General features: G+C 65.8%; 27 protein-coding genes and 3 pseudogenes. 12 read left to right on the top strand and 18 right to left on the bottom strand.

The window, feature by feature from the left end; all coding sequences use genetic code 11:
- A pseudogene (locus Q0938_RS02300) lies at nt 1-157 on the bottom strand (IS256 family transposase); the annotation flags it as partial.
- A gap of 106 nt (nt 158-263) precedes the next feature.
- Here Q0938_RS02300 and Q0938_RS02295 point away from each other — a divergent pair.
- A complete protein-coding gene (locus Q0938_RS02295) occupies nt 264-854 on the top strand; it encodes a permease (protein WP_366942721.1) in 591 nt (196 codons plus the stop codon).
- Here Q0938_RS02295 and Q0938_RS02290 read toward each other — a convergent pair.
- The 12 genes and pseudogenes from Q0938_RS02290 to Q0938_RS02235 form a co-directional block, all read right to left on the bottom strand.
- A pseudogene (locus Q0938_RS02290) lies at nt 823-1,002 on the bottom strand (arsenical resistance protein ArsH); the annotation flags it as partial. The gene Q0938_RS02295 and the pseudogene Q0938_RS02290 sit on opposite strands and share 32 nt — an antisense overlap.
- A pseudogene (locus Q0938_RS02285) lies at nt 995-1,108 on the bottom strand (arsenate reductase (glutaredoxin)); the annotation flags it as partial. The pseudogenes Q0938_RS02285 and Q0938_RS02290, both read right to left, overlap by 8 nt.
- Nucleotides 1,109-1,404: 296 nt before the next feature.
- The gene (locus tag Q0938_RS02280; RefSeq protein WP_299358663.1) at nt 1,405-2,412 is read right to left on the bottom strand and encodes a NifU family protein; all 1,008 of its coding nucleotides are present in this window, start codon (nt 2,410-2,412) and stop codon (nt 1,405-1,407) included.
- Nucleotides 2,405-3,529 carry a P-loop NTPase gene (locus Q0938_RS02275; protein ID WP_299358661.1) on the bottom strand — a complete coding sequence of 375 codons (1,125 nt, stop codon included), beginning with the start codon at nt 3,527-3,529 and terminating at the stop codon, nt 2,405-2,407. Before Q0938_RS02275 ends, Q0938_RS02280 begins: the two co-directional genes overlap by 8 nt.
- A gap of 175 nt (nt 3,530-3,704) precedes the next feature.
- Nucleotides 3,705-4,343, bottom strand: coding sequence for a hypothetical protein (locus tag Q0938_RS02270; RefSeq protein WP_299358659.1), 639 nt, complete (start codon nt 4,341-4,343; stop codon nt 3,705-3,707).
- Between the two features lie 49 nt (nt 4,344-4,392).
- Entirely contained in the window at nt 4,393-4,734 is a 342-nt protein-coding gene (locus Q0938_RS02265; protein ID WP_299358657.1) for a carboxymuconolactone decarboxylase family protein, read from the bottom strand.
- Nucleotides 4,735-4,756: 22 nt separating this feature from the next.
- The gene (locus tag Q0938_RS02260) at nt 4,757-5,197 is read right to left on the bottom strand and encodes a CBS domain-containing protein (RefSeq protein WP_299358655.1); all 441 of its coding nucleotides are present in this window, start codon (nt 5,195-5,197) and stop codon (nt 4,757-4,759) included.
- Between the two features lie 12 nt (nt 5,198-5,209).
- Complete coding sequence (gene sdhD, locus Q0938_RS02255) at nt 5,210-5,593, bottom strand: succinate dehydrogenase, hydrophobic membrane anchor protein (RefSeq protein ID WP_299358653.1); 384 nt, start codon at nt 5,591-5,593, stop codon at nt 5,210-5,212.
- Complete coding sequence (gene sdhC / locus Q0938_RS02250) at nt 5,590-5,967, bottom strand: succinate dehydrogenase, cytochrome b556 subunit (protein WP_299358651.1); 378 nt, start codon at nt 5,965-5,967, stop codon at nt 5,590-5,592. Before sdhC ends, sdhD begins: the two co-directional genes overlap by 4 nt.
- A 14-nt stretch (nt 5,968-5,981) precedes the next feature.
- On the bottom strand, nt 5,982-6,821 hold the full coding sequence (locus Q0938_RS02245; RefSeq protein WP_299358649.1) for a succinate dehydrogenase iron-sulfur subunit: 840 nt from the start codon (nt 6,819-6,821) through the stop codon (nt 5,982-5,984).
- Complete coding sequence (locus tag Q0938_RS02240) at nt 6,818-7,297, bottom strand: DUF6522 family protein (protein WP_299358647.1); 480 nt, start codon at nt 7,295-7,297, stop codon at nt 6,818-6,820. Before Q0938_RS02240 ends, Q0938_RS02245 begins: the two co-directional genes overlap by 4 nt.
- Before the next feature lie 21 nt (nt 7,298-7,318).
- Entirely contained in the window at nt 7,319-7,753 is a 435-nt protein-coding gene (locus tag Q0938_RS02235) for an Rrf2 family transcriptional regulator (RefSeq protein WP_299358645.1), read from the bottom strand.
- Nucleotides 7,754-7,878: 125 nt separating this feature from the next.
- Here Q0938_RS02235 and ric point away from each other — a divergent pair, with 125 nt between their 5' ends.
- Together ric and ctaD are read left to right on the top strand one after the other, a co-directional pair.
- The gene (gene ric, locus Q0938_RS02230; RefSeq protein ID WP_366942724.1) at nt 7,879-8,562 is read left to right on the top strand and encodes an iron-sulfur cluster repair di-iron protein; all 684 of its coding nucleotides are present in this window, start codon (nt 7,879-7,881) and stop codon (nt 8,560-8,562) included.
- A 160-nt stretch (nt 8,563-8,722) separates the two neighbouring features.
- Nucleotides 8,723-10,411 (top strand): cytochrome c oxidase subunit I, encoded by a 1,689-nt coding sequence (ctaD, locus tag Q0938_RS02225; protein WP_299358643.1) that lies wholly within the window; start codon nt 8,723-8,725, stop codon nt 10,409-10,411.
- An 880-nt stretch (nt 10,412-11,291) separates the two neighbouring features.
- Here the strand turns inward: ctaD and Q0938_RS02220 are convergent.
- Complete coding sequence (locus tag Q0938_RS02220; RefSeq protein ID WP_299358642.1) at nt 11,292-11,795, bottom strand: hypothetical protein; 504 nt, start codon at nt 11,793-11,795, stop codon at nt 11,292-11,294.
- Between the two features lie 30 nt (nt 11,796-11,825).
- Here Q0938_RS02220 and Q0938_RS02215 point away from each other — a divergent pair, with 30 nt between their 5' ends.
- The 4 genes from Q0938_RS02215 to Q0938_RS02200 all read left to right on the top strand — a co-directional run bounded on the left by Q0938_RS02215 (nt 11,826) and on the right by Q0938_RS02200 (nt 15,961).
- The gene (locus tag Q0938_RS02215) at nt 11,826-13,208 is read left to right on the top strand and encodes an ABC transporter permease (RefSeq protein WP_299358640.1); all 1,383 of its coding nucleotides are present in this window, start codon (nt 11,826-11,828) and stop codon (nt 13,206-13,208) included.
- A gap of 25 nt (nt 13,209-13,233) precedes the next feature.
- Complete coding sequence (locus tag Q0938_RS02210; RefSeq protein ID WP_299358638.1) at nt 13,234-13,719, top strand: DUF411 domain-containing protein; 486 nt, start codon at nt 13,234-13,236, stop codon at nt 13,717-13,719.
- 170 nt (nt 13,720-13,889) lie between these two features.
- Nucleotides 13,890-14,288 (top strand): hypothetical protein, encoded by a 399-nt coding sequence (locus Q0938_RS02205; RefSeq protein WP_299358636.1) that lies wholly within the window; start codon nt 13,890-13,892, stop codon nt 14,286-14,288.
- 113 nt (nt 14,289-14,401) lie between these two features.
- Nucleotides 14,402-15,961 (top strand): DUF305 domain-containing protein, encoded by a 1,560-nt coding sequence (locus Q0938_RS02200; RefSeq protein WP_299358634.1) that lies wholly within the window; start codon nt 14,402-14,404, stop codon nt 15,959-15,961.
- 106 nt (nt 15,962-16,067) lie between these two features.
- Here Q0938_RS02200 and Q0938_RS02195 read toward each other — a convergent pair whose 3' ends face one another.
- Nucleotides 16,068-16,451, bottom strand: coding sequence for a helix-turn-helix domain-containing protein (locus Q0938_RS02195; protein ID WP_299358632.1), 384 nt, complete (start codon nt 16,449-16,451; stop codon nt 16,068-16,070).
- A 121-nt stretch (nt 16,452-16,572) separates the two neighbouring features.
- Here Q0938_RS02195 and Q0938_RS02190 point away from each other — a divergent pair, with 121 nt between their 5' ends.
- Complete coding sequence (locus Q0938_RS02190; RefSeq protein ID WP_299358630.1) at nt 16,573-17,319, top strand: NAD(P)-binding domain-containing protein; 747 nt, start codon at nt 16,573-16,575, stop codon at nt 17,317-17,319.
- 94 nt (nt 17,320-17,413) lie between these two features.
- Here the strand turns inward: Q0938_RS02190 and Q0938_RS02185 are convergent, their stop codons facing one another.
- From Q0938_RS02185 to Q0938_RS02175, 3 genes are read right to left on the bottom strand one after another with little or no spacing between them, the layout of a single operon-like run.
- Nucleotides 17,414-18,109: an IS1595 family transposase gene (locus Q0938_RS02185; protein ID WP_299358628.1), complete on the bottom strand. Its 696-nt coding sequence runs from the start codon at nt 18,107-18,109 to the stop codon at nt 17,414-17,416.
- Between the two features lie 7 nt (nt 18,110-18,116).
- Complete coding sequence (locus Q0938_RS02180) at nt 18,117-18,647, bottom strand: hypothetical protein (RefSeq protein ID WP_299358626.1); 531 nt, start codon at nt 18,645-18,647, stop codon at nt 18,117-18,119.
- On the bottom strand, nt 18,616-19,716 hold the full coding sequence (locus tag Q0938_RS02175; RefSeq protein ID WP_299358624.1) for a glycosyltransferase family 2 protein: 1,101 nt from the start codon (nt 19,714-19,716) through the stop codon (nt 18,616-18,618). The genes Q0938_RS02180 and Q0938_RS02175 overlap by 32 nt, the downstream gene beginning before the upstream one ends.
- A 616-nt stretch (nt 19,717-20,332) precedes the next feature.
- Between Q0938_RS02175 and Q0938_RS02170 the strand changes: the two genes are divergently transcribed.
- Genes Q0938_RS02170 through Q0938_RS02155 form a run of 4 tightly spaced genes read left to right on the top strand, consistent with a single transcriptional unit; the run spans nt 20,333 to nt 24,445 of the window.
- Entirely contained in the window at nt 20,333-21,157 is an 825-nt protein-coding gene (locus Q0938_RS02170; RefSeq protein WP_299358622.1) for an ABC transporter substrate-binding protein, read from the top strand.
- Nucleotides 21,158-21,211: 54 nt separating this feature from the next.
- Nucleotides 21,212-22,723, top strand: coding sequence for an amino acid ABC transporter permease/ATP-binding protein (locus Q0938_RS02165; RefSeq protein WP_299358620.1), 1,512 nt, complete (start codon nt 21,212-21,214; stop codon nt 22,721-22,723).
- A 1-nt stretch (nt 22,724) separates the two neighbouring features.
- A complete protein-coding gene (locus tag Q0938_RS02160; protein WP_299358618.1) occupies nt 22,725-24,047 on the top strand; it encodes an amidase family protein in 1,323 nt (440 codons plus the stop codon).
- 14 nt (nt 24,048-24,061) lie between these two features.
- On the top strand, nt 24,062-24,445 hold the full coding sequence (locus tag Q0938_RS02155) for an ectoine synthase (protein ID WP_299358616.1): 384 nt from the start codon (nt 24,062-24,064) through the stop codon (nt 24,443-24,445).

Below are 24,445 nucleotides of genomic sequence, written 5' to 3'. Positions count from 1 at the left end.
TGCGCTCGCCGCTGCGCTCGTGCCGACCGGCGCCGATCAGGCCTTCTACGTCGGCCTCCATGATCAGCTGAAGAACAGCCTCGGCGATGCTGCGCAGAAAGTCTCCCTGGTCGTGCTTGGCCAGAAGCTCGGACAGGTCCATGTTGGTCTTGGTCATCGGGGTCTCCGTGCGGTCCGTGGTTGAAGTCGCCAAACTCCACCTCGACCATACACCTCGGTGACCACCCGGGATCACACCGTCGACGGCGCTGAAATTACACCACGTGCTCGGACACTACCTGGACCCGGCCTCGCGGATCGGCGGGTCGGTGCAATTCTTTGTCTATGACGTGATCAAGATCTTCATTCTGTTGTCGGTACTGATCTTTGCCATCTCCTATATCCAGAGCCATTTCCCGCCGGAACGGACGCGGGCCATGCTGGGCGGGCGCACGGGGATCGGGGCCAACACGTTGGCGGCGCTTCTCGGCACCATGACGCCCTTCTGCTCCTGCTCATCGATCCCCTTGTTCATCGGCTTCACGGCGGCGGGGCTGCCGCTGGCGGTGACCTTCTCGTTCCTGATTTCCTCGCCGCTGGTCGACCTCGCCTCGGTGATCCTGCTCGCCTCGATCTTCAACTGGCCGATCGCGCTGGCCTACGTCGTCGTCGGGCTTGCCGTAGCCATTGTCGGCGGCACGGTGATCGGACGGCTGGGGATGGAAGATCAGGTCGCGGCGTTCGTCCGAACCGTGCCCGTGAGCGGGGAGGCCTCGACGATGACAAAGGCCCAACGGCTGACCTATGCAAAGGATCAGGTGGTCGAGATCGTTCACCGGGTCTGCGTCCAGCCTCCTCGGCCGACAGCCGGCTGAACGACCGAGCCCTGAGCGAGCCGTACAGGATCAGGATGCGCGGCGGATGCGTGCTGATGGTCGGTGAGAGCAGCCGATCGCGGTCAATTGCGGCGAAACTCGTCGCGTCGATCTGTGGTGTGTTCAGGTCGGTCAGGGTGTCAGGCAATCCGGTTTCCCTCGGCGTCAATGATGAACTGGCCGTCCTCCCTGGCGAGCGGATCCGGAGGGAGCCTGTCCAGCAGGTCGAGGACAGTCTCGGACGGACGACAGAGCCCTGGTGGACATTACATGCTTGGAGGAAACGTAAAGGTCTCATCCCGCGACCTCTCCGCACTCCAGCTGGCACTTCCCGTAACCGCTCGCACTGGTTGACATGGTTCTGCTCGAAATATCTGTCAGCCTCCTCGGCCGATGACGAGGCAGTCTCTGGCTGCGTGGACGATGTCTTCCGAGACATCCTCTGTGCCATTGACGGTCATGATCCGCCGCATCTGCCCCCAAAAGACGCTCGATCAAACGGAGGTTCCCGGCCGTAATGCGGATCACTGCGGCCAAGGCTTCGATGTGCTCAAGCCGGTTTTAATGCAGTTCCCAAACTCTTCGTCACGTGTCGGCGGTGGAAGACTTCTTCCGTCTCGTCTGGCCGCGGACCACGGTCGAGTTCACGGGCGAGATCGAAGAACCCCCGTCCGGGGAGTTTCAGGGGACCGCGGCCAACGACGCGCGCCGCAATAAACGGGCGATCTGCCGCAGCATCCTCACGCATGGTGGTCTCGAGCGCCTCGGTGATCCTGCGGATCGCACCGGGCGCGACCATCCCCAGGTCGCGCGCCAGGCGGCCATAGGTGATCGGCAGCGTTTCGACGGGCAACCCTTCAAGGTGCCGGCGCACCTGACGCGGCAGCGGATCGATCTCGATTGCCGGCTGCGCCTCTTGCGCAATTCCACCCGGCAGGACCGGGCTGTGCCCGGGCACTCTGCTGTAGAATGGCTTCTTTCCCGTCGCGTGGTCGGTGACATCGACAACCTCTCGGATCGCGGGAAAGGCCGCCCGCAGCATTGTTTCGACGCCATTTCTGAGGGTCAGGGACGATGCCGCGCAGCCTTGGCATCCGCCGGACATGCGCAGCCGGACGACGCCGCCCTCGACGGCCTCGGCGGCAATGTGGCCGCCATGGCCCGTAATCGACGGATTGACCCGTCTGTCGAGGAATTCCGCGACGGCAGCCAGAAGTGCCCCATCGCTCCCCTCGACCGCCGCAGGATCCGGCACCTCGCCAAGCGGTCGATCCGTCCGCTCCAGCACCTGCCGGATGGCTGCGGCAATTGGTGCCTTGAGCGCCTGCCAGTCGGCATCCGGTGCCCGTGTGACCAGGATCGTCTCGTCCCTGACCTGCACCCGACTTACGCCGGCGATGCAGAACAGCGCCCGCGCCAGGGGAGCCCCGTCCACCGGACCATCGAAGCTGGCCGATCGTCCGGCCTGAACCGGCGCGTCGAGGATGAAGCGCATCGTCGCGGGATCGCGCGGCGATGTCTGCGCACGGATGCGACGGCGCAGGGCAGTGTCAGACATCCTCAGTCTCCGGGCTTTCGATCTCGCGCAGCGCGGGGAAGGTATAGATGCCGGACTGGTGCCCGTCGCTGAAGGCCACACCGAACGCATAGTTGCCGACGCTCCAGATCCGGGTCGGAACCACGTCCAGTGGAACTTTTTCCGGGTCCAGAAGCCGTTTGCCGCTCATCTCGTCGCGGCAAGCGGCACAGCGGCAAGCAAGGCGTAGGTCGCGTGGGTCGATCCGCTGGACGTGATCGGACCAGCGGATCGTCAGGCCAGCGGCATCGTAATCCAGCGCTAAGGGCCGGCCCGATGGCGCATCCGGCGCGGGAGCGGGCTGTCCCCTGCCGGACGCGATATCCCAGTCGAAGGGAGCCCGAAGGCCGCCGACCGCCCCCGTGTCCGCGACCAGCGCGGCGGCGACCTTTGCATAGGCAAGTGCCGTCGGGCTTTCCGGTGCAGACGCCGTCAGCGGCACGCCGCTGTCGCCGCCATCCACGATCGCCGGGTCGAGCGGGATGGCGCCGAGATACGGCACGCCCAGGCTCGCCGCGATGCGCTCGCCGCCTCCCTGATGGAAGATATGCGTGACCTCCCCGCAACAGGGGCAGGTGAAGCCGCTCATGTTCTCGACGATCCCGAGGATCGGCACGTTGACCTGCTCCAGCATGCGCAGCCCGCGCCGGGCGATCTTCAGGCTCACATCCTGCGGGGTCGTGACGACGACGGCGCCGCTCAGCGGGAAAGATTGCGCCAGCGTCAGCTGCGTGTCGCCCGTGCCTGGCGGCAGGTCGAGCAGCAGAAGATCGAGATCGCCCCAGTCCACCTGCGTGACGAACATCCGCAGGTATTTCGTGACCATCGGACCACGCAGGATTGCCGGCTTGTCGTCGCCGGTCAGCATTCCCATCGAGATCACCTTGACGCCGTGCGCCTCGGTGGGAACGATCTTTCCGCCGGGCGACATGGCCGGGGGCCGGTCACCGGGGATCCCCAGCATGCCGGGGATCGACGGGCCATAAAGGTCGGCATCCACCAGCCCGACGCGCAGCCCCTGCCGCGCCAGCATCACCGCCAGATTGGCGGTCACCGTGGATTTGCCGACCCCGCCCTTGCCGCTGGCGACGGCAATCATGCGCCTTGTTGGCGACAGCGGTTCGGCTCCGGCTTCATGGGAAAGAGATTTGGAAGTATTCAACGGCACGAACTCCTTTCGTCCTGATGGTTGTTGCGCGCCTGCTTCGCATGTTGCGAAACGCGTCGCACGGCACACGGCCCTGATTAGGCGGCCGAGCCACGCCGATGTCTAATCAGCCTTCGGCCTTGCGGATCTCGGCGCAGGCGATGGGTAGCGTCACATGCGCCGGAACATCGCCGAGCGACTGCACGGTGTCGGGCAGTCGGGTGTTCTCGGGTACGCCATGCAGGACGATCACCCGCCGCTCAAAATCGACCTTCTGACCGGGAAAGGCCTTGCCGATCGCCTCATCCAGCGCGGTGAGTGACACGCTCTGCTCATAGCTGTAGGCTCCGTCCTCGCCGGCAATCGGATAGCTGTCGGCGACGATTGCCAGGCTGGCCGGATCGGCATGGAACGGAACCATGGTGATGCCGGCGAGCGGCTCGGTCTCGATCAGGTCGATGATGCTATCGCCATTGGCGTCAGCATCGGCGGCCGCGCAGCGGGCGTCCTGATGGCCTTCGGTAAAGCCGTGGAAATGCTGGAGGTGCATGATGCCCGGCGGGGCGCCACTGACGTCCAGCTTGATCGTGAGCGTGTCGCCCGAGACCGTCAGGGTGGCGGTGCCCCTGGCCTCGCCGCCCGCCGCCTGGGTGTTGAGCGGCACGAGGTCGGCCACATAGGTCGCATCGCTCTCCTGCGCGGCGCTCGCGCCGGCCAGTGCCGCCAGGGCGATTGCCGTTCCCAGCATGATGATCTTGCCTGCCATGCCGATGTCCTCTCTCTGCATTTTCCTTGTGACCGTCATGATAGCTCGTTCAGTCCGTGCCGGCTGCGTTCTCCATCTCATCCAGCGCCAGCAGGGAGTGGGCGAAGGCTGCCCCTGCGCGCATCTCTGACGCGACCCAGATCGCTTCCATGATTTCCGCTTCGCTCGCCTTGTGGCGCAATGCGGCCTTGGTGTGACCCTTGATGCAGTAAGGGCACTGGGTGACGTGCGCGACCGCCACGGCGATCAGCTGTTTGGTTTTGGCATCCAGCGCCCCACCTGCAAAGACCGCCTGGCTGAATGCCTTGAAGGCTTTATCCACCTCCGGCGCAAGTTCTTGGCGGCGCTGCGCGAGCGCGCCGGTATTCGTCGGGTACAGCAAATCGGACATGAGCGTTTCCTCCTGCGTCTTGTCAGCGGTAGCCGATGTTCATGACGTAATCCTGCAGCAGGCCTTCTTCCTCCCGGACCTCCTGCAGCAGCGTCTGAAGAACATCGCGGGCATTCAGCACTCCCAGCGGTTTGCCGTCCGCCTCGAGAACGGGAATGTTCTTGAAGCCGCGGGCCTTCATGATTTCCCAAGCTTCCTGCAGCCATCCATCGGCGGTCACGGCGGTCACGTCGCGGGTCATCGCCTCAATCACGGGTGCCGTGCAGCTGGCGCCGGAACAGCGTCCTGTCTGACGCACCACGTCGGTCTTGGTCAGGACGCCTGCCAGCCGGCCTGTGGTATCGCAGACCAGCAGCATGTCGCAGCCGTCGTCGAGCCGCCTTGCCGCTTGCAGAAGCACTGCGCTCACATCGATCGATTGCAGGCGCTGGCGCGCGGTGGGCAGAAGTTTCCGGATAAGCACGTGGACCCTTTCCTATGCGCTTGATGTGATGCGCAGCACCGCGCCAATGCCGGCTGCGGCACCGGCGATGCACGCCAGTTGGATGACCGCAACGGCGGCGAACCGCGCGCCGGAATGGATGTAATCCTCGGCGATGACCTGAAGCCCCAGTGCCGTATGATGAAAACCGGCGGCCAGCAGCAGAATCATCAGCACTGAATTGAGCGGCGCCGCCAGCCAGACCACCAGGCTCGCGTGATCCGCCGCCGCGCCGCCCGCCAGCGCCACGGCCAGCCATAGCACCAGCGGCACCAGGGCCACGGCCGAGACCCGCAGCGCCCACCAGTAGCTCGTGCCATGACCCGCTGCCCCAAGGCCGCGCGCCCGCGCGAATGGCGAGATGGTGCGGGTCGTCATGCCAGCCCCCATGTCCAGAACGCCAACGTCAGGATCAGGCTCGCCGCCACGACCGCCCCCCCGCCAAGATAGATCTCGCGCAATTCGAGACCCCGGACGTTGTCCCAGACCAGGTGCCGGATGCCGTTGCACAGATGATAGAACAGCGCCAGCGTGATCAGAAACAGCACAGCGCGTCCAAATGCGGACAGAAGCAGTGCCTGCGCGGCCCCGTACGCCTCGGGTCCGGAGGCGCCTGCCGCCAGCCAACCCGCAAGACCGAAGGCACCGAGGCTCAGGCCCACGCCCGACAGCCGGTGCCCGAAGGAGATGACGGACGTCAACTGTGGCCGGTAGTTCTGCATGTTGGGCGATTTCGGCCGGGGCCGGGGCATGGCGGTTTCTCCAGTCAGCCTTGCCGCTCGATCATCATCTTCTTGATCTCGGCGATGGCGCGGCCGGGGTTCAGTCCGCGCGGGCAGGTGCGGGTGCAGTTCAGGATCGTGTGGCAGCGATAGAGCCGGAACGGATCCTCAAGCGTGTCGAGCCGCGCGCCGCGCGCCTCGTCGCGGCTGTCGGCCAGCCAGCGCCACGCCTGCAAAAGCGTCGCCGGCCCCAGAAAGCGGTCGCCGTTCCACCAGTGGCTGGGGCAGCACGAGCTGCAGCAGAAGCACAGGATGCACTCATAATAGCCATCGAGCGCCGCGCGCTCCTCGGGCGATTGCAGCCGCTCGCGCTCCGGCGCCGGGGTCTCGGCCTGCAACCAGGGTTCGATCATCTCGTATTGGGCGAACAGGTGGCTCTGGTCGGGCACCAGATCCTTGATCACCGGCAGGTTGGCCAGCGGATAGACTGTCGCGGGTTCCGCCAGATCAGCCATGGCGCGGGTGCAGGCGGTCCAGTTCGTGCCGTCGATGGTCATGGAGCAGGAACCGCACACGCCCTCACGGCACGAACGACGGAAGGTCAGTGTCGGGTCGATCCTGTTCTTTATCCAGATCAGAGCATCGAGAAGCATCGGCCCGCAGTCGTCCAGGTCAACGCGGAACGTCTCCAGCCGCGCGCCTGCCGCGCCTTCCGGATCGAAGCGGTAGACGCGCAGGGTCGCGATCGGAACGGCACCCTTCGGCGCAGGCCAGGATTTCCCGTCGGCGATGCGCGAATGCGCCGCCACACCCAGATTGCGCGGAACCGGAAAGCGACGGGGCCATTTCTGGCGGGGAACCTCGTCGGAGCGATCAACGATCATGGCGCCTCTCCGGATTTCCGGATCGTCCGCGCCGAGGTGTCCACGCTGACCGCGATCGGATCGCTGGCGGGGAAGGTCCCATCCAGCGCGAGGTCGAGGAGAGTCTCGATATGTGCCGTGTATTCCAGGTCTTGCCCGCCCATGGGCGCGGACTTGGCGGCCTCATGACCCATGCCGGCATCACTGACAGCGGCCTCACGCATCCCGCTTTCGGAGGCGGGCGGCCCGGCGAAATCCGCCGCGCCGCAGGTCAGGACGTTGCCGCTTTCGTCCGCAATGATCCGAACGCAACGGGTGCGCGAGAAGAAGATCAGCCGCACGGTTCCGGCATCGGCGTCCTCGCCTCGCTCGAACCGGCTGGTGATCGTACCTGCACGCATGCCCTGTTTCAGATCATCGGCGCTGATCCCGAACGTCCTGGCAAGGACAGCCGCATCGATCCGGACGCTGTCTTCACTGAACTCGATCGCGGTCATCGCTCTTCCCCTTCCCTGGCCTCACGCGGCCACCACCAGTCCGTCCACGTCGTCTCCGGGCCAGGCGCAATCCTCGATGGTGGTGCGGTCAAGCTCGGCCATGAACGCCTCGCGCGCCGCGGAAAGCCCGGGCCTCAGACGGCAGCGCGGTTTCAGCACGCACGCGCCGCCATCGGCGCGAAAACATTCAACAATGGCGAACTTGCGTTCGAGATGGCGCACCACCTGTCCCAGCGTGATCTCGTGCGCCGGCCGCATCAGCCGCAGCCCGCCGGACCTGCCGCGCTCGGACCGCACGAAGCCGCCGCGCCCGAGATCGCGCACCACCTTGGCCAAATGATGATGTGAGATCGCGAACTCACTGGCGATCTGCCCGGTCGAAACCGCCTTTTCCGGCGTTCCCGCCAGGCGCATCAGAACGCGCAATCCATAGTCGGTAAAGGTCGCAAGACGCATCGGGGCTCCTAATTGGTATTGACTCTACCAATTATGTGAGAAGATATTCGGCATGGCAAGTACCGAATAAGCTTTGCGCCCTCCTGGTGCCGCGGCGCCTGGTTCACCTTCAGACACCCCGGCTTATGGAGACAGCCATGCCCCAGACGACCCACACCCTGCATGACCGGACGGTCGGCGAGATCGCAGCGCGTCTTCCTGGCGCATCCGGCGTCTTTCGCCGGTTCGGCATCGACTTTTGCTGCCACGGAGATGTGCCGCTGGCAGAGGCAGCCAATCGGCGCAGTCTTGACATGGGCAAGCTGGAGACTGCCTTGGGCGAGCTTGATCCCACGGCCGCGCCCGATGCGCCGCAGGAGACCGATGCGCTGATTGACCACATCCAGGCGCGGTATCACGATGTTCACCGCCAGCAGATTCCGGAACTGATCGCGCTTTCGCGCAAGGTCGAGGCGGTTCACGCCGGCCACGCGAGCGTGCCCGAAGGCCTTGCCGACACGCTGCACCGGATCTGGAGCGAGTTGGAGGTGCACATGAAAAAGGAAGAGCTGACCTTATTCCCGGCCATGCGCAGACAGGCGACAGATGCCCTTTTCGTCCCCATCAGCGAGATGCGGCACGATCATGACGATCACGGCGCTTTTCTGGACGAGGTGGCGCAGTTGACGAACGACTATACGCTGCCGGACGACGCCTGCCGCTCCTGGCAAGCGCTCTATGCCGGGGCGGCGCAGCTGAGGGCGGACCTGATGGAGCACATCCATCTGGAGAATAACGTGCTGTTCCCGCGCTTTGAAACAGGCGCATGACCCTCTGAGTCCGATCAGGCGCAGCTTGAACGATCGGCGGGACCGAGTTCAGCTCGGGGATGGGCGGCGAGGTCGTCTGGCTCCCATCAAAGATTACAGCAGGTTCGATCAACCGCGCTCCTGTTGGGGGCGCGCATAATCTCTTTAAGGAGAGAAGGTCATGGCGTCAGCAACCGATCACGCCGCAGGTCTCGAGGATACCAGGGGGTTCTTCACCCGCTGGTTCATGTCCACCAACCACAAGGACATCGGTATCCTTTACCTGTTCACCGCAGGCCTGGTCGGCCTGATCTCGGTGTCCTTCACCGTCTACATGCGCATGGAGCTGCAGCACCCCGGTGTGCAGTACATGTGTCTGGAAGGGGCGCGGCTGTTTGCCGACGCGGCCACCGAGTGCACGCCCAACGGGCATCTGTGGAACGTGCTGATCACGTATCACGGCGTGCTGATGATGTTCTTCGTCGTCATCCCGGCGCTGTTCGGCGGCTTCGGCAACTACTTCATGCCACTGCATATCGGCGCGCCCGACATGGCATTTCCGCGGCTGAACAACCTGTCCTACTGGCTGTATGTCTGCGGTGTGGCGCTCGCCGTCGCCTCGCTGCTGGCCCCTGGGGGAAACAGCCAGCTCGGGTCGGGCGTCGGCTGGGTGCTGTACCCGCCGCTGTCGACCACCGAAAGCGGCTACTCGATGGATCTGGCGATCTTCGCGGTTCACGTGTCGGGCGCCTCGTCGATCCTGGGGTCGATCAACATCATCACCACCTTCCTCAACATGCGCGCGCCCGGGATGACCCTGTTCAAGGTGCCGCTGTTCGCATGGTCGGTGTTCATCACCGCCTGGATGATCCTGCTGGCGCTGCCGGTTCTGGCCGGGGCGATCACAATGTTGCTGATGGACCGCAATTTCGGCACCCATTTCTTCAACCCGGCGGGCGGCGGTGACCCTGTGCTGTACCAGCACATCCTGTGGTTCTTCGGTCACCCCGAGGTCTACATCGTCATCGTGCCGGGCTTCGGCATCATCAGCCACGTGATCTCGACATTCTCGCGCAAGCCGATCTTCGGCTATCTGCCGATGGTCCTGGCAATGACGGCGATCGGTGTCCTGGGCTTCGTCGTGTGGGCGCACCACATGTACACGGCCGGGATGAGCGTGACGCAGCAGTCCTATTTCATGCTCGCCAGCATGACGATCGCGGTGCCCACGGGCATCAAGGTGTTCAGCTGGATCGCGACCATGTGGGGCGGCTCGATCGAGTTCAGGGCGCCGATGATGTGGGCCTTCGGCTTCCTGTTCCTGTTCACCGTCGGCGGCGTGACCGGCGTCGTCGTTGCGCAGGCGCCGCTGGACCGGGTCTACCACGACACCTACTACGTCGTGGCGCACTTCCACTACGTGATGTCGCTGGGTGCGGTGTTCGCGATCTTTGCCGGGGTCTATTACTGGATCGGCAAGATGAGCGGGCGGCAGTATCCCGAGTGGGCCGGCCATGTCCATTTCTGGATGATGTTCATCGGGTCGAACCTGCTGTTTTTCCCGCAGCACTTCCTGGGCCGTCAGGGCATGCCGCGCCGCTACATCGACTACCCGGAAGCCTTCGCCTACTGGAACAACATCTCGTCGATCGGCGCTTATATCGCCTTTGCGTCGTTCCTGCTCTTCATCGGCGTTGTGTTCTACACGCTGTTCGCGGGCCAGCGCGTGACCCAGAACAACTACTGGAACGAGTTCGCGGACACCCTGGAATGGAGCCTGCCCTCGCCCCCGCCCGAGCATACCTTCGAGCAGCTGCCGAAGCGCGAGGACTGGGATTATACTCATGGAAGGCCGCTGGAGGTCTCGTGATGCCGCTCCGGCGGGCCGCTGCCGGAGGCCGCGCCGGTGAAGATCGTCTGCTGAGTTGCTTTTGGCAGGCCCACAAGTGGCGCGCGCTGAACATGTGTGACCAATCATCCTGGGCAGATGCGGCAGATCATGACGGCCAACGGTGTCGAGGAGGTTTTGGAAGACGTCGTGCAGGCACGCGGGACTCGATCGCCTGATCCGGAAATCGAGCGGACCTTGCCGGCCGAGGAACGCGGTCCGGTGGCGCATCTCCATTCCCGCAGTGGTCGGTATCAGCCCTTGCCGCGACGCGGAGCAGCACCCGCGCCTCAGGCGCGACGGCGTCGCCCAGAAGTTCCACGTGGTCGTTGCGTTCGACCGACTAAGCGGGTTTACGGCGATCGCCCTTATAGGCGGGCAGCAAGCGCTGTCGGGGTCTACCGCCGAACACTGGCGTAGGCCTCGTGCCACTGCGCACGTTCTACTGCAGCACGGGGTCTAATCGCCAGGGCAGCGGGCTCAGCAAGGCGGTGCTGCGGACGTGGTTTGCGGGGGCCGAGGGCTGGATGGCCGAGCGCATTCGCCGGCACCAGGCGATCCGCGACGATCTGGTGGCGCTGTTCCGCGGGATAGGGCTTGATCGCGGCCCCGGCAAACCCGGTCCCACGGGGCGACTACGTCGCCGCCTGGCGCAGGGGCAAGCTGATCGTCACGGCGGGCATGACGCCCCGTGTCGATGGCCGGCTGATGTTCTCGGAGCCCGCTAAAATTGCGCACAGTCGCGGGCCGCATGCAAGTGTCGCCTTAGCTCCGCGGGTCATTGGTATCCGACACGCGTGTGCAACTTAGAACATCATGCGATACCTTCTGATCCGGTTGAGGCAGATGGCGCTGCCGAGGATTACGAAAGCCTCGTTGATGTTGGCGCGCCGCTCACAACGGATGGCAGCAGCACGGCGCTGCCCATAAGGGAAAACACCAGCCGCACCGGATCGCGGCGAACCTGCATCGCCTCGCGGGATGTGAAGGCAAGAAGCCGCCCGAGGCTGAAGCGCGGCGCAGGGCCCCTCGCCGGCGGAGTCGCTTCGGCGGTCAGCGCGGGGTCGTCGTCGCCCGGCCGGACAGACGGGGCGAGACATCGACGAGGTTGGCCTCTACCCGGCCGTTGCCGCGCCAAACTGTCGGGCGGCAGACCGCTGGGCGTCATGGCCGCCCCGACCGCGACGATGGCGGTGCGCAATAGGTCGGTGCGCTGGATCCGCCGCGCCTGCCAGGCGCCGAGGTAGCCACCGATCGTGGTCGCGACGGCGAGGATAACCGGATCACCCGCGGGCAGGTCGCGGCGCTGTTTCTGATCCTCGCCGCGGCCGCCCTGCCGTTCGCCGATCTCAGCCTGGCCGGGCACGATCCGTGGGACGCGCTGCGGCGGATGGCGATGGGGTTTCTCGCCCCGGATTTCGCCGCGGTCGAGAACATCGGACGGACGCTCTGGCTGACCCTCATGTTCGCCATTGCCGGCGTCGCGGTCGGAGGTATCGGCGGGCTGATGCTTGCCCCCTTCTACGACCATCGCGGCGTCCGGGCCGTCTGCATCGCGCTTCGCTCGGTCCACGAGCTGTTCTGGGCGCTGATGCTCATGCAGGTGCTGGGGATTGGGGCCGGCACGGGGGTGCTGGCCATCGCCCTGCCCTATGCCGGGATCTTCGCCAAGGTCTTCGCCGAACAGCTCGACGAGATCGACCAGCGCCCCTCGCGCATGCTCGCCCCGGGGACGGATGCGCTGTCGCGGTTCCTTTATGCGCGGGCGCCGCTCGCGCGGCAGGCGATGAGCAGCTACACGCTCTACCGGCTGGAATGTGCGCTGCGCTCCAGCGCAGTGCTGGGCTTCATCGGCCTGCCGACCCTGGGCTTCCAGCTCGACAGCTTCTTTCGACAGGGCGACTACGGTGCGGCCTCGGCGGTCATGGCGATCTATGTGGCGCTGATCGCCTCCATCCGGCTGTGGATGCGGTGGCGGCTGGCGCTCCTCTGGGTGCTGGCGGCCGTCGTGTCGCTCGCCACGTTGAAAAGCCCGCCGATGGGTGAGGGCGCGCTCTGGCGGTTCCTGACCATCGACATCGTGCCCGCGCCGCTGCGGACCGGCGACTGGGCCGGCTTCGCGGACTGGCTGGGGCGGATTCTCACGACCGAAATGCTGCCGGGGATCGCCGCCACCCTCATCTGTGCCCAGATCGCGCTGGCCCTGACAGGGATGCTCGCCTTCCTCTCCTTCGGGGTGCTCGTGACGCGGGTCGCAGGCCGCGTCGGGGCAGCGGCAGGTCATCTAGTCCTGGTCATTCTGCGGTCGTTCCCGGAGTACATGCTGGCCTACCTGTTCCTGCAGATCCTCGGTCCATCGATGCTGCCGGCCGTGCTTGCGCTTGCGCTGCACAACGGCGCCATCATCGCCCATCTGGTCGGCCGCCAGGCCGCGGCACTGACCGGGCAACTCCGCCCCGACGCGCCGCGCGGGGCCACGCTCTGCGGCTACGAGCTCGCGCCGCGGCTGTTCGGGCCGTTTCTGGCACTGTGTCTTTACCGCTGGGAGATCATCGTCCGCGAAACGGCCGTGATGGGACTGCAGCGCGGGTGCAGGTCAATGATTCTCGCGGCGTGGAACGAGCGCTCGTCCGTCGGACTTCGTCAGAACCGCCGCATCAATCGCGCCGCAAGCTCGGCCTCTCGGCCGGCAGCCACCCGAGGCGGCGACATCATGCCGCGGCCGGCAGGTGTTCATCCGTCGTTTCGTGGTAGTGTGACGCGCGACCTGGTGAAATAATGGAATGGATAAACCGAGGTCCAGAATGCGGAACGATCACTTCATCAGCCGGCGCGCCGTTCTCGCAGCTGCCGGCGCTTTTCCCCTGCTGATGTCCATTCCGACAAGGGCGCGTGCCGAGGCGCTGCCGTTGGTGACGGTCACCAAGGATCCGTCCTGCGGCTGCTGCGGCGGCTGGATCGAGCACATCAAGGCGGCCGGGTTCCCGGTCCATGTCGTGGAATCGTCCGATGTGGACGCGCTGAAACAGCGGCTCGGCGTGCCGGTCGAGCTGACCTCCTGCCATACCGCCGAGGTGGAAGGTTACGTGGTGGAGGGGCATGTCCCCGCCGCCGCGATCCGCCGCCTGCTGGCCGAGCGGCCCGTGGGGACAGGACTTGCCGTGCCCGGAATGCCCGCCGGCTCGCCCGGCATGGACTTCCCCGGTGTCGATCCAGAGGCCTATGAAGTGCTCCTGTTCGGGGCGACCATCCAGAGCTTCGGGCAATTTCTCGGCTCTCGGGAAATCTGAGGCGGGCGTTGCCTGTGATCTCCGTCTTGCCACTGATCCGATGCGGCGAGAGCCGGGAGCGGTCGCACAACTCGCCGCACCCGTCTTTACCTCCAAGAAGGAAGCGGACAGTGCAGTGGTGTAGCAAGAGCGGTTTACAACCTCGATACACGTGGCCTGTGAGCGGAGGCTTGGCCGGCAGGGGTGCGGCGCGCAGCAACTGGCTGCGTCGGTTTGCACTTGGCCTCCTGTTGCTCGCCATCGGCGCATTTGTGCTGCAAGTGCCGGCGCATGCCGGTTCCAATGGACACGTCGCTCACAACGAGCGACCTGCCGCCGAATCGAGCCATTGTGCGCAAAACGCGCTGCTGAACGATCATGGCGGGAACGCGTCCTCCGACTGTGCAGCTGACGAAACCGGCGCGGTGCAGGTGGAGTGCTGCCAGAGCTGTCTTGTTGCCGCCGTTCCCGTGGCGCCCCCGAGTTTCGACCGCTCTGTCACCCCCGAGGTTTTTCCACGTCTGCTTGCTGATCCATTCGAACGATCTCCCGAAGAAATCCTGAGGCCGCCGCGCATGCTTGCCGTGTGACCGCCGCTCCGGCGCAGGTGCCGGACGGTGCGTATCTCGAGCCAGATGACATGTCTGGAGACCCCGTGTCCGCGAATGCGACAGCGAGGCTCCGGTGCCAAAGGATGAAACCCATGAAACGAATCTCGATTGCGCTGTCCGTCGGCTTGCTGGCGGCTCTGCCGAACGCTGCTCTCGCCCAGGCCGAGCATGACACCCACCACCCGGCCACTCCGCCGGCGCAGGCGCAACCAGAACCCATGCCCGATGCGCCTGCAGCTCAGACCGCCACGATGGACATCATACCCGCGCAGTGCCAGGCGATGATGCAGGGACTGCCCCCCGAGTGCATGGGTACGATGCACCAGATGATGCCGGGCGGGGTGATGCAGGGCATTATGGCCTCCCCGGACGTTGGGGACGCCGCCGCGAGCAGTCTTTCCGACTTCACGCAGGCCTATGTCGCGGCCCTGGAGGCCACGCACGGTCCGATGATGGACGGCGTCATGGCTGACGATCCCGATGTCGCCTTTGTCCGGGGCATGATCCCTCACCATCAGGGTGCGATCGACATGGCGAGGACCGTGCGGCGATACGGAGACGATCCGGAGACCAGAGCCTGGGCGGACCGGATCATTGCGACGCAGGAAGGCGAGATTGCCGAGATGCAGGCTTGGATGGGGGCGAATGATGGCGAAGCCACAGCAGCCCTCGGCCAGGCAGGCGGGACGGTCTATTCCGCCAACGAAGGGGGCAATTCGATCAGCGCCCTCGATCTCGGGAGCGGATCGGTCAACACGGTTCCGATTCCCGTCGCGCCTCACAATGTCGATCTCACTCCGAACGGGAAACTGCTGCTGGCGGTCGGTGATCCTGCAGCCGAGGGCGACCACGGGTCCGACGGGCACGGGCACGGGCACGGGCACGGTGACGAGGGCGCGAACGATGGCTTGCTCGTCATCCTCGATGCTTGGAACATCTCTCGCTCCACGTCGCGTGTGGCGGTCGGCTTGCACCCGGCCCATGTGGTCGCTGACCGGCTTGGGCGCGCCTACGTGTCGCTGGCCGGTGGTGACGAGATCGCCGTGGTCGACCTCGCGCAGGCCGAGGTCATCAGCCGCATCGCGACCGGCGCTTACCCGCACGGTCTGCGCCTCAGCCCCGACGAGAGCGAGCTTTATGTCGCCAATGTCGAGGACGGGTCCGTCTCCGTCATCGACACGCAAGCGCTCTCCGAGGTGGCGCGCATCCCGGTCGGGACCGCGCCCGTGCAGGTCGGGTTCACGCCCTCGGGCGATCAGGTCTATGTCTCGCTGCGCGACGAGAACCGCGTCGCCGTGATCGACACCTCGGCGCGCGCGGTGACGAACCGGATCGACGTCGGACCTGACCCGATCCAGGTGTTCGCCACGGCGGACGGGGCCTACGTCTACGTCGCCAACCAGGGCACCGATGCCGAGCCGAACGACACCGTGTCGGTGATCGATACGGCGAGGGGAGCGGTGGTGAAGACGATCACCACTGGCGGCGGCGCCCACGGCGTCTCGGCATCGGACGACGGGGCCTTGGTGTTCGTGACCAACATTGCCGATGACAGCGTCTCGATCATTGATGCCGCGAAGCAGGAGGTGGTCAGGACGGTGCCGGTCGGTGATAGACCGAATGGCATCGTCTACGGCGGCCCGACCCGCTGAGCGATCCGGCGCCGGAGTCCGCTCCGGCGCCGATCCTGCCGAGGAGGGCATTGAACATCTAAAAAGTTAGGAGGTGTCCGCAAAGCGTGTTGGCCCGCTATGCGGACTAAGCGGACTCTCGAACCGGTGAGCATTGACCAACCGTCTCAGAGCGCAAGAACGCCCAATCCACCAGTGCCTCGATAGAGGGCCCGAGCGCCTTCCCCATGTCGGTCAAGGCATATTCGACACGCGGGGGCACCTCCGGATAAGCGGTCCGGATCACAATGCCGTCTTTTTCCAGACCTTTGAGCTGCTGAATGAGCATCTTCTGATTCACGCCGTTCATGCGGCGCTCCAGTTCAGAGAACCGCAGGGGGGCTTTGGACGCGAAGAGCTGGACGATGATGACGATCTTCCACTTGCCTTCGAGCACCCGCAGTGTCTCGCTGGTCGCTGCCGCCCAGACGAGCTGCTGTTTCGGGTCGTCGCATCGCCAATCGCGCTCCATTACCATCCTCCGGGTCAGTTACCCACCTTTTGGTGGGTTCTTGCCGATTTCCTACCTGCTCCTCAGATAGCGACGACAACGCGGCGCTGTAAGGCCGCTCCACCATTGCAAAGGACATGACATGAAAATCGGCATCCTCGGCACCGGCCATATCGGCAAGACTCTGGTCAAGGAACTGAGCGCTGCAGGACATGACGTCAAAGTGGCCAATTCCCGCGGGCCGGAGACGATCGACCCCGAACTGCTGACCTTTGGAGCGCGGGCGGTAACGACCGAAGACGCACTGCGCGACGTCGAGGCGGTTATTCTCTCCATCCCCCTCAACGCCATTCCGAAGATCGGATCCCTCGTCGGTGCGGTTCCGGAAGAGACGGTGGTGATCGACACGTCGAACTACTACCCGTTCCGCGACAGCACGATCGACGCGATCGAGGCGGGTCAGGTGGAAAGCCTGTGGGTCGCGGAACAGCTCCGCCGACCGATTGCCAAGGCCTGGAACGCGATCGGATCGGCGTCGCTGGCACGTAAGGGAAAGCCGAAGGGGGACCCGGGGCGCCTCGCCATTCCCGTGGCGGCTGACCGCGATCACGATCGAGACGTGGCGATGGCATTGGTCGAGGATACAGGTCTGGACGCCGTCTATTCGGGAACGCTTGCGGAGTCGTGGCGCCAGCAGCCGGGCGCTCCGGTCTACTGCACGGATCTTAGGCGCGAAGAGATCGAGCCAGCCCTGCCCGCTGCCGAACGGGCTCGGCTGCCCGCTCGCAGGGATCTCGGCGTCGCAGTGATGCAGGAGCGGCTTGGGGATGGCACCACGAATCCTGACGAGGAGTGGGGCGTCCGCCTGGTGCGCGCCATCAACATGTAACCGCTTCGTTCTTCTGAAGACGGGGCTTCGACCCTGTCTTCAGGGGTGGTGCGAACGCCCCCAATGGGCTGACACTGACCGCATCAACGCTGTGCTACGAGGCTCGTATGACCTCCGCATGTGGCATCCCTGACAGCCGCACCTCCAGCCATCGGATGTAGCCGTTCAGGTTCTTGGTGGCCGGGCCGCAGAACGGCTTGATGAACCTGTCGTAGCGGGCATGCAGCGAGTTCACATCCTGGATGTGATAGCAGCCTGCGGTGACCCGGGTGCCCGGCTTGCTGCCGACGACAAAGTGCGCGATGCCCGCTCTGGCTGCCAAGACCAAATAGCCGTTGCCGCCGTCCGAGCACAGCACGGCATCGCCCGGCACCAATGGCTTCATTGCGCGCTCCAGCGTCGCGCTCTTGCGGTCAGGAAGACGCTGGAAGAGACGCGCGCCTCCCCGGTCAGCGACGGTGAGGATGGGGAGCTGCCACCGCGAGAGGCCACGCATCATCTTCAGCCCCTGCGTCGTGAAGTCCTCCCACCTGGGGCGTGGCGGCGGCGAGACATTCTGCGGATCGGCGAAGTGCCGAACCCATTCCCGAGAACCTTTTCGGGACTCCCGTTGGTAGGTTTCATCCGCCTCGACGATCCCCGAAAAGCTCGCCGCTCCACCGCTGCCGATGATCGAGAACACCAGAAACCGCCAGCGCCAGACCGTGTATTTGTTGAGCCTAAGCTGACGCGCGAGCTTCCGCACTGACTGCGGCGCGGACGTGCCCAGCACATCTCGCAGCGCTTCCATGAACAGATCAGGTCTGTGAATGCGGCCTATCGCTGACCCGGTCCGGCCCGAGTAGGTCTGCCGCCGCAAGGACCAGCGCGGCATCGAGCCCGTCCGCGCCTGAGCAGAACATCTTTGCGCCGCTGAGATGGTAGCGCCCGCCGTCGAACGCGACGCGCAGCGGGTTCTCCGGCGGGTCCGCGCCCCAGACGCCGTAGATGGCGCCGCGCCCAACCTTATCCAGCGCCCGCGTGCGCAGCGGCTCTGGCGCCACCCTGTCCAGCAGTTCGAGCGCATTGGCATGTCCCTCCAGAAGCCGCCCAACGCTCGCATCGCCCTGCCCAACATGAGCGAGCATGCGGCGCAGCTGTCCCATGCCGCCGTGCAGCCGGTCGGGGACGAGGCGCTCCAAGCGGGTCAACCCTTCCCCCGCAAGCAGCTCCATCGCTGCCCGCGGATAGCTGCCATCGACGTCGGCGGGGGCGGCGACCCGCTCCAGCCGGTCGACCAGCGACGGGATGGCCGGATCAGGCCGCCGGGCAGACGCGGAGAAGGTCATCGAGCCGTCGCTCCAAGATTCTCGTCGCGTCCGGGGCCGGGATCTCGGCGGGCCAGTCGACCGGATCCGGACAGTGCTTCGCCACGTACGCCGCGAGGGCGCGCGCAGCAAGCGTCGCGGGCAGATGACCGGTCGCCTTGGCCGCCGCCGCGCGCACGGCGGCCCGCGCGCGCCACTGCGCCTCCATCACCGCAGGATCGGGCGCCATGACCGGAGCCCCTGCCTCCGCCTGCGCTGCCCAGGCGCGGATCGTGTCGGCCATGCCGCCTGCCGCCCGACCCTGCATCCGGGCGGAGACGGTCACGCGGATCGACGGGCAGTGACGAACGATGCCGCCGAGCCTCCGGACTGCCTCGACGAGCGCCAGGTCCTCGCGGAACGGCATCGCGGGGCATCCGCCTGCCGCGCGATAGGTCGCCAACCGCAGCGCCAGGCCGCCGCCGGAATGATCCCAGTGACGAGGCGCCGGATCGCCCGGGACGGGATCGACGGCCTCCTCCAGCAGGACGGCCAGACGCCGTGCCTCCATCCAGGCGTCAACGGCGCGACGGAGCGGCCGGGCGAACCGCGCCTCTTCGTCCGGCGCGCCGATCAACGCCGCCGCCGCGATGTCCGCGCCCGCGGCAAGGGCTGCGCACGAGCGCGCGACCCAGTCCGCCGCTGGCACGGCATCGGCGTCGGTCGTCAGCAGCACTCCGTCGCGCGCGCCGATATCGTCAAGCCAAGCCGCGCCGCTCCCCATGGCAGCGCGGCGAGCCGATCCGGCATGAGCGGCGGCCGCAGGGAAGGAACGTTGCACGATGCGCATTTCGACCCGCGACGCCGCCGCCGCGGCGCGTTCGGCGGTCGAGCGGGACGCGTCGGTGCAGTTGTTCAGGAGGAGCAGAACCCGGACCTTCCGATCGCCAAACCCCGCCTGCCGGTCGAGCCCCGCAATCAGCGCCGGCAGCCGTTGCGCCTCGTTCCGGGCGGGCACGCACACGACGGCGTCCCCACAAGGCGCGGTCGCCAGAGAGGGCGACAACAACTGCCGCCCTGCAAGGGGAACGTCGACCAGCAATTCGTCCATTCAGCCCCCGCTCCACCCACCCGCAGCCGACGGGAAAGTAGCGCCGTCCGCTCCGTTCCTCCAGAACTGCCGTTCCGATCAAGCAATTGCCTCGTCAACCATCGATAGCGGAAGCGATCACTGTACGCGTCTGCGTCCTGCGGAGATCCGACCCGGCGATTGTCACCGCGTCGAGCTTATCTCACTCCGATCCGTCTCCGTCGAACGGGCAGTCGCGTGGTCCCGCTTCGAGGGCCGCTTGTCGCTCGGGCTCATCTGCTTGAACCGTCATACGGACGGCCGAGGCGATCGCGCATAATCTCGAACCGGCGGCCGGCAGCAATCGCAAGAGAAACGCTGAGCGATTGCCTACGGCGGGACCGGTGCATCGAGAGGGGTAGACCTTCCACCCGGCTACCATGGCACCGCTCCTGGTTTTGTTGAGCAATCTGGACAAGAAATCATTGACTCGTTTGGCAGGACGCGACGACCCCCGTGCCCATCGTCAGCTCTGCCCACCAGGATGCGTTCAAGAAACGAACAGATGCTGCACAAAGTGCTTGCCACGTCTGGCCCCGATCCCCGAGGGTGCATGCACGATTGATCAACAATCTGACACAACAGAACAGGTGAGGACATGAAGTTTATCGGTTTCGCCCGCAGCGCCGTCACCATCGCGGCGTTGTGTGGCAGCGTCACTCTTGCCGTAGCAGAGCCGAAGCTGGTCGAGGCAGGCAAGCTCAGCATCGGGTCCGACATGACCTACCCCCCCTTCGTCTACCTGGCGGATGAAAAGCCGACCGGCTTCGACGTGGACGTGATGGAGGCCATCGCCTCCAGGATGGGCCTCCCGACCGACTGGGTCGATACGCGCTTCGCCGCATTGATCCCCGGCATTCGCGCGGGGCACTTCGACATCATCGCCTCGGCGCTCTACGTCACCGAGGAGCGCCAGCAGGTATTGAGCTTCGTCCCCTATACCAAGGCGGGCTCGTCGATCATGGTGCTGGCCTCGGCAGCCGACAAGCCCGCGAGCATCAGCGACCTGTGCGGAAAGACGGTGTCGTCGATCCGCGGCGCGTCCTGGATTCCCAAGCTGGCGGACTCTGCTGCAGAGGAGTGCGACGGTCAGACCATCGAGGTGCGTGAATTCGACACCGACGCCCAGGCGACGCAGGCGCTGCGGGCCGGCGGGGTCGATGCGCAGTTCATCGACAACGTGGTGGCAGCGGAGGTTGTCGCCCGGCAGGGCGAGGAGTTCGAGGTAACCTCGACTGAGGTTCTCTATCCGGTTCTGGTCGCGTTTGCCGTCCTGCCCGAGAACACCGAGCTTCTGGACGCGGTCAACACCGCGCTGGCCGAGATCCGCGCCGACGGCACATTCGAGGAGATCCGGGCCCGCTACGGCATGGCAGAGGTCACCGACGAGGAAATCGCCGAGATCGTCGGCGCCAACCGGTAATCTCGCGGCGGGCAGAGCCCCTGCCCGCCTGCTCCCCTGGATACAGGATCGCCCATGAGTTTCGACTGGCCGTACGCCCTTGGCCTTTTCGCCCGCCCGGAGTTCTGGTGGGCCGCCTGGACCGTGGTCAAGCTCGGCATCCTGGCCTGGGTGATAGCGGCGGTGCTGGGCTTCGGCCTGGCCCTGGCCGTGCGCGCCAGAAGTCCGCTCGTGCAGCTTCCGGCACGTGGCTACATCTGGCTCTTCCGCAGCCTCCCGCTGCTGGTGCTGCTGATCTTCATCTATTCGCTGCCGCAGGCAGTGCCCTCGCTACGTCCGGTGGTAGGCGATCCCTTTCTCGCCGGCCTGATTGCCCTCATCCTCAGTGAGACCGCCTACATGGCCGAGATCCATCGCGGCGGCCTGCTGGGCGTACCGCGGGGCCAGGTCGAAGCGGGCCGGGCGCTTGCCCTGCGCTATGGCGGCATCCAGCGCATGATCGTGATTCCGCAGGCGCTGCGCGTGGCGGCTCCGGCGCTGTCGAATCAGTTGATCACCATCTTCAAGATGACATCGCTGGTCTCGACCATCTCGCTGGCAGAACTGCTGGTGGTGGGACAGCGCCTGTACACCCAGAACTTCCTCGTTCTGGAGACCCTTACCGTCGTCGCGGCATTCTACGTGATGATCGTGACGGTGTTCGACGGACTGCTGCGGCGGTTCGAGCGCGCGATGGACATCACCCGCAAGGGCGACCTGGTGACGTCTGCCTCCGCCACCGATGCGCCTCGCGCATCCGTCACGGAGGCAAGCCGGCGCAAGGGGCCGGTGTCGGATGTCGTGGCGCTCAGCGCACGAGGCCTGCGCAAGAGCTTCAACGGCCAGGAGGTCCTGTCGGGCATCGACCTCGACGTGCATCAGGGCGAGGTGATCTCGATCATCGGCCGCTCGGGATCGGGCAAGACCACCTTCATCCGGCTGCTGAACGGGCTGGAGGAGCCGGACGAGGGGCGCGTGCTGCTGCACGGCACCCCCTTCATCGTGGCCGAGCGCGCGGAGTCGGGGCGTGTCCGCCGCAGGCATGACTGGTCGCGCCAGGCCCAGATCGGCATGGTGTTCCAGTCCTTCAACCTGTTCAGCCATCGTACCGTGCTGGACAACCTGCTGCTGGCGCCGCGTTACCATCGCCTCGACGCCGAGGAGAAGCTGCGCGAACAGGCACGCGCGCTGCTGGACAAGGTAGGCATGGAGGCACATGCGCGGAAATACCCCTTCCAGCTGTCGGGCGGGCAGCAGCAGCGGGTGGCGATCGCACGTGCGCTGATGATGAACCCCAAGGTGGTGCTGTTCGACGAGCCGACGTCGGCCCTCGATCCCGAGACGGTGGACGAGGTCCTCACCGTCATCCGCTCATTGGCACATGAGGGAATCACCATGGTAATCGTGACGCATGAGATGAATTTCGCCTTCGAGATCTCGGACCGGATCATGTTCATGCAGCAGGGCCAGGTGCTCTGGCTGGACACGCCCGACGCGCTGCGTGCGTCCGAGGCGCCCGAAATCCAGTCCTTCCTGCGAAACCTGTAAGATGCCAGCAGTCCGCTCCGCCATAGGCGCCCGCCGCGAAAAACTGGCACGGGACCTTGCCCGCGGGCTGCATCACGCGGCCGACGACCGGCGCGTGTTCCTGATCGAACGCGGGGACGAGGCGCTGGCCGAACTCGAAGGCTGGGCGGCGCTCGAGCACAGCGGCGCGGCACTGCCGGCGCTGGCCGGCACGGTGCTGACGGTCAAGGCCTGCTTGGACGTCGGAGGGTGGGTCACCTCATCGGCCTCGGCTTCGACACAGGGCGATGCGCCGGCGTCAGATGACGCGCCGGTGGTTGCGGCCTTGCGGGCGTCGGGTGCCGTGCTGCTGGGCCAGACCAACATGACCGAATTCGCCTATGGCGCGCTGGGTGTGAACAGCCGTTTCGGGACCCCGCGCACGCCCCTCGACCCAACGGGGAGCCGGGTGGCGGGCGGCTCGACTTCGGGCGGGGCGGTTGCCGCGGCAACTCGACTGGCGGATCTGTCACTGGGCTCGGATACCAGTGGCTCGGTCAGGATCCCTGCGGCATTCTGCGGCTGCTTCGGCTTCAAGCCCAGCATGGGCCGCTATCCGGGTGCCGGGATGCAGCTGCTGTCGCGCAGCTTCGATGTGCCCGGCCTGCTTGCGGCTGATCTTGCTACCATCCGCGACGCCGACCGCGTGCTTGTCGGCGACACGCTGCCCGCAACCCCCTCGCCGCGCCCGCTGCGCTACGCCATCCCGGCAGATCTGGCGACCATGGAGACCGAGGCGCCGGTCCGTGCGATGTTTGACGCCTGCGTCGCGGCCCTGCAGGACCATGACGTCCGCATCGAGACGGTGAATCTGCCAACTCTGGCTGAAGCCGCGATGATCAGCGGGTCAGGCGGCATCATCGCCGCAGAGGCGTATGCCATCCATGCCGAACGCCTCGCCGCGCGGTTCGACGCCTACGATCCGCTGGTCGGCGGCCGCATCCGGCAAGGCGCCGAAGTCCCCGCGCATCGCTATGCCACCGCCAGCTCGGCGCTGCAGGACTGCCGGCGCCGGTTCGATGCGGAGCTTGCGGGTTTCGACGGCTTCCTTGCGCCGACGACGCCGATGGTGGCGCCGGAATACGCGCTTCTCGCCGATATGGAGCGTTACCTGGCAGTCAACAGCCGAGTCTTTTCCCTGACCGAGTCCGCCAACCGCCTCGACCTGACCTCGATCAGCCTGCCGCTTGCCCGGCTGCCGACCGGCATCATGCTGACAGGGACCCGTGGGGGCGACGCGGAATTGCTTGCGCAGGCCGGGCTGCTGGCATCGATCTTCGCCGACCTGTCTCCCCTCCAGATCTGAAAGGAAGTCACCTCATGATTGTCATCACGGCCGACGACGTGACCGGCACCCCGCGCCATGCCTCCGGTCCCGGCTGGGAATCGAACCGTCTGATCGTGCGCGACGACGGCATGGATGTGTCCGTCCACGAGACGCGCGTCTTCGAGGGCGCCGAGCTGCGCCTGCACTACAAGAACCACTTCGAGACAAATTACTGCTTCGAAGGCGAGGGCGAACTTGTCGATCTCGCCACCGGCGAGGTGTTTCCGATCCGTCCTGGCACGCTCTACGCACTGGACAAGCACGACCCGCATATCCTGCGCGCCACCAAGGGCGACCTGCGGCTGCTGTGCACCTTCACACCGCCGCTGAAGGGGACGGAAACCCACGCGGCCGACGGCAGCTACGCCGCTGACTGA

Source organism: uncultured Paracoccus sp., from assembly GCF_947496875.1.
Taxonomy (GTDB): domain Bacteria; phylum Pseudomonadota; class Alphaproteobacteria; order Rhodobacterales; family Rhodobacteraceae; genus Paracoccus.
Note: the sequence above shows the minus strand (reverse complement) of the source record. Positions and strands in the feature narration are given on the sequence as shown.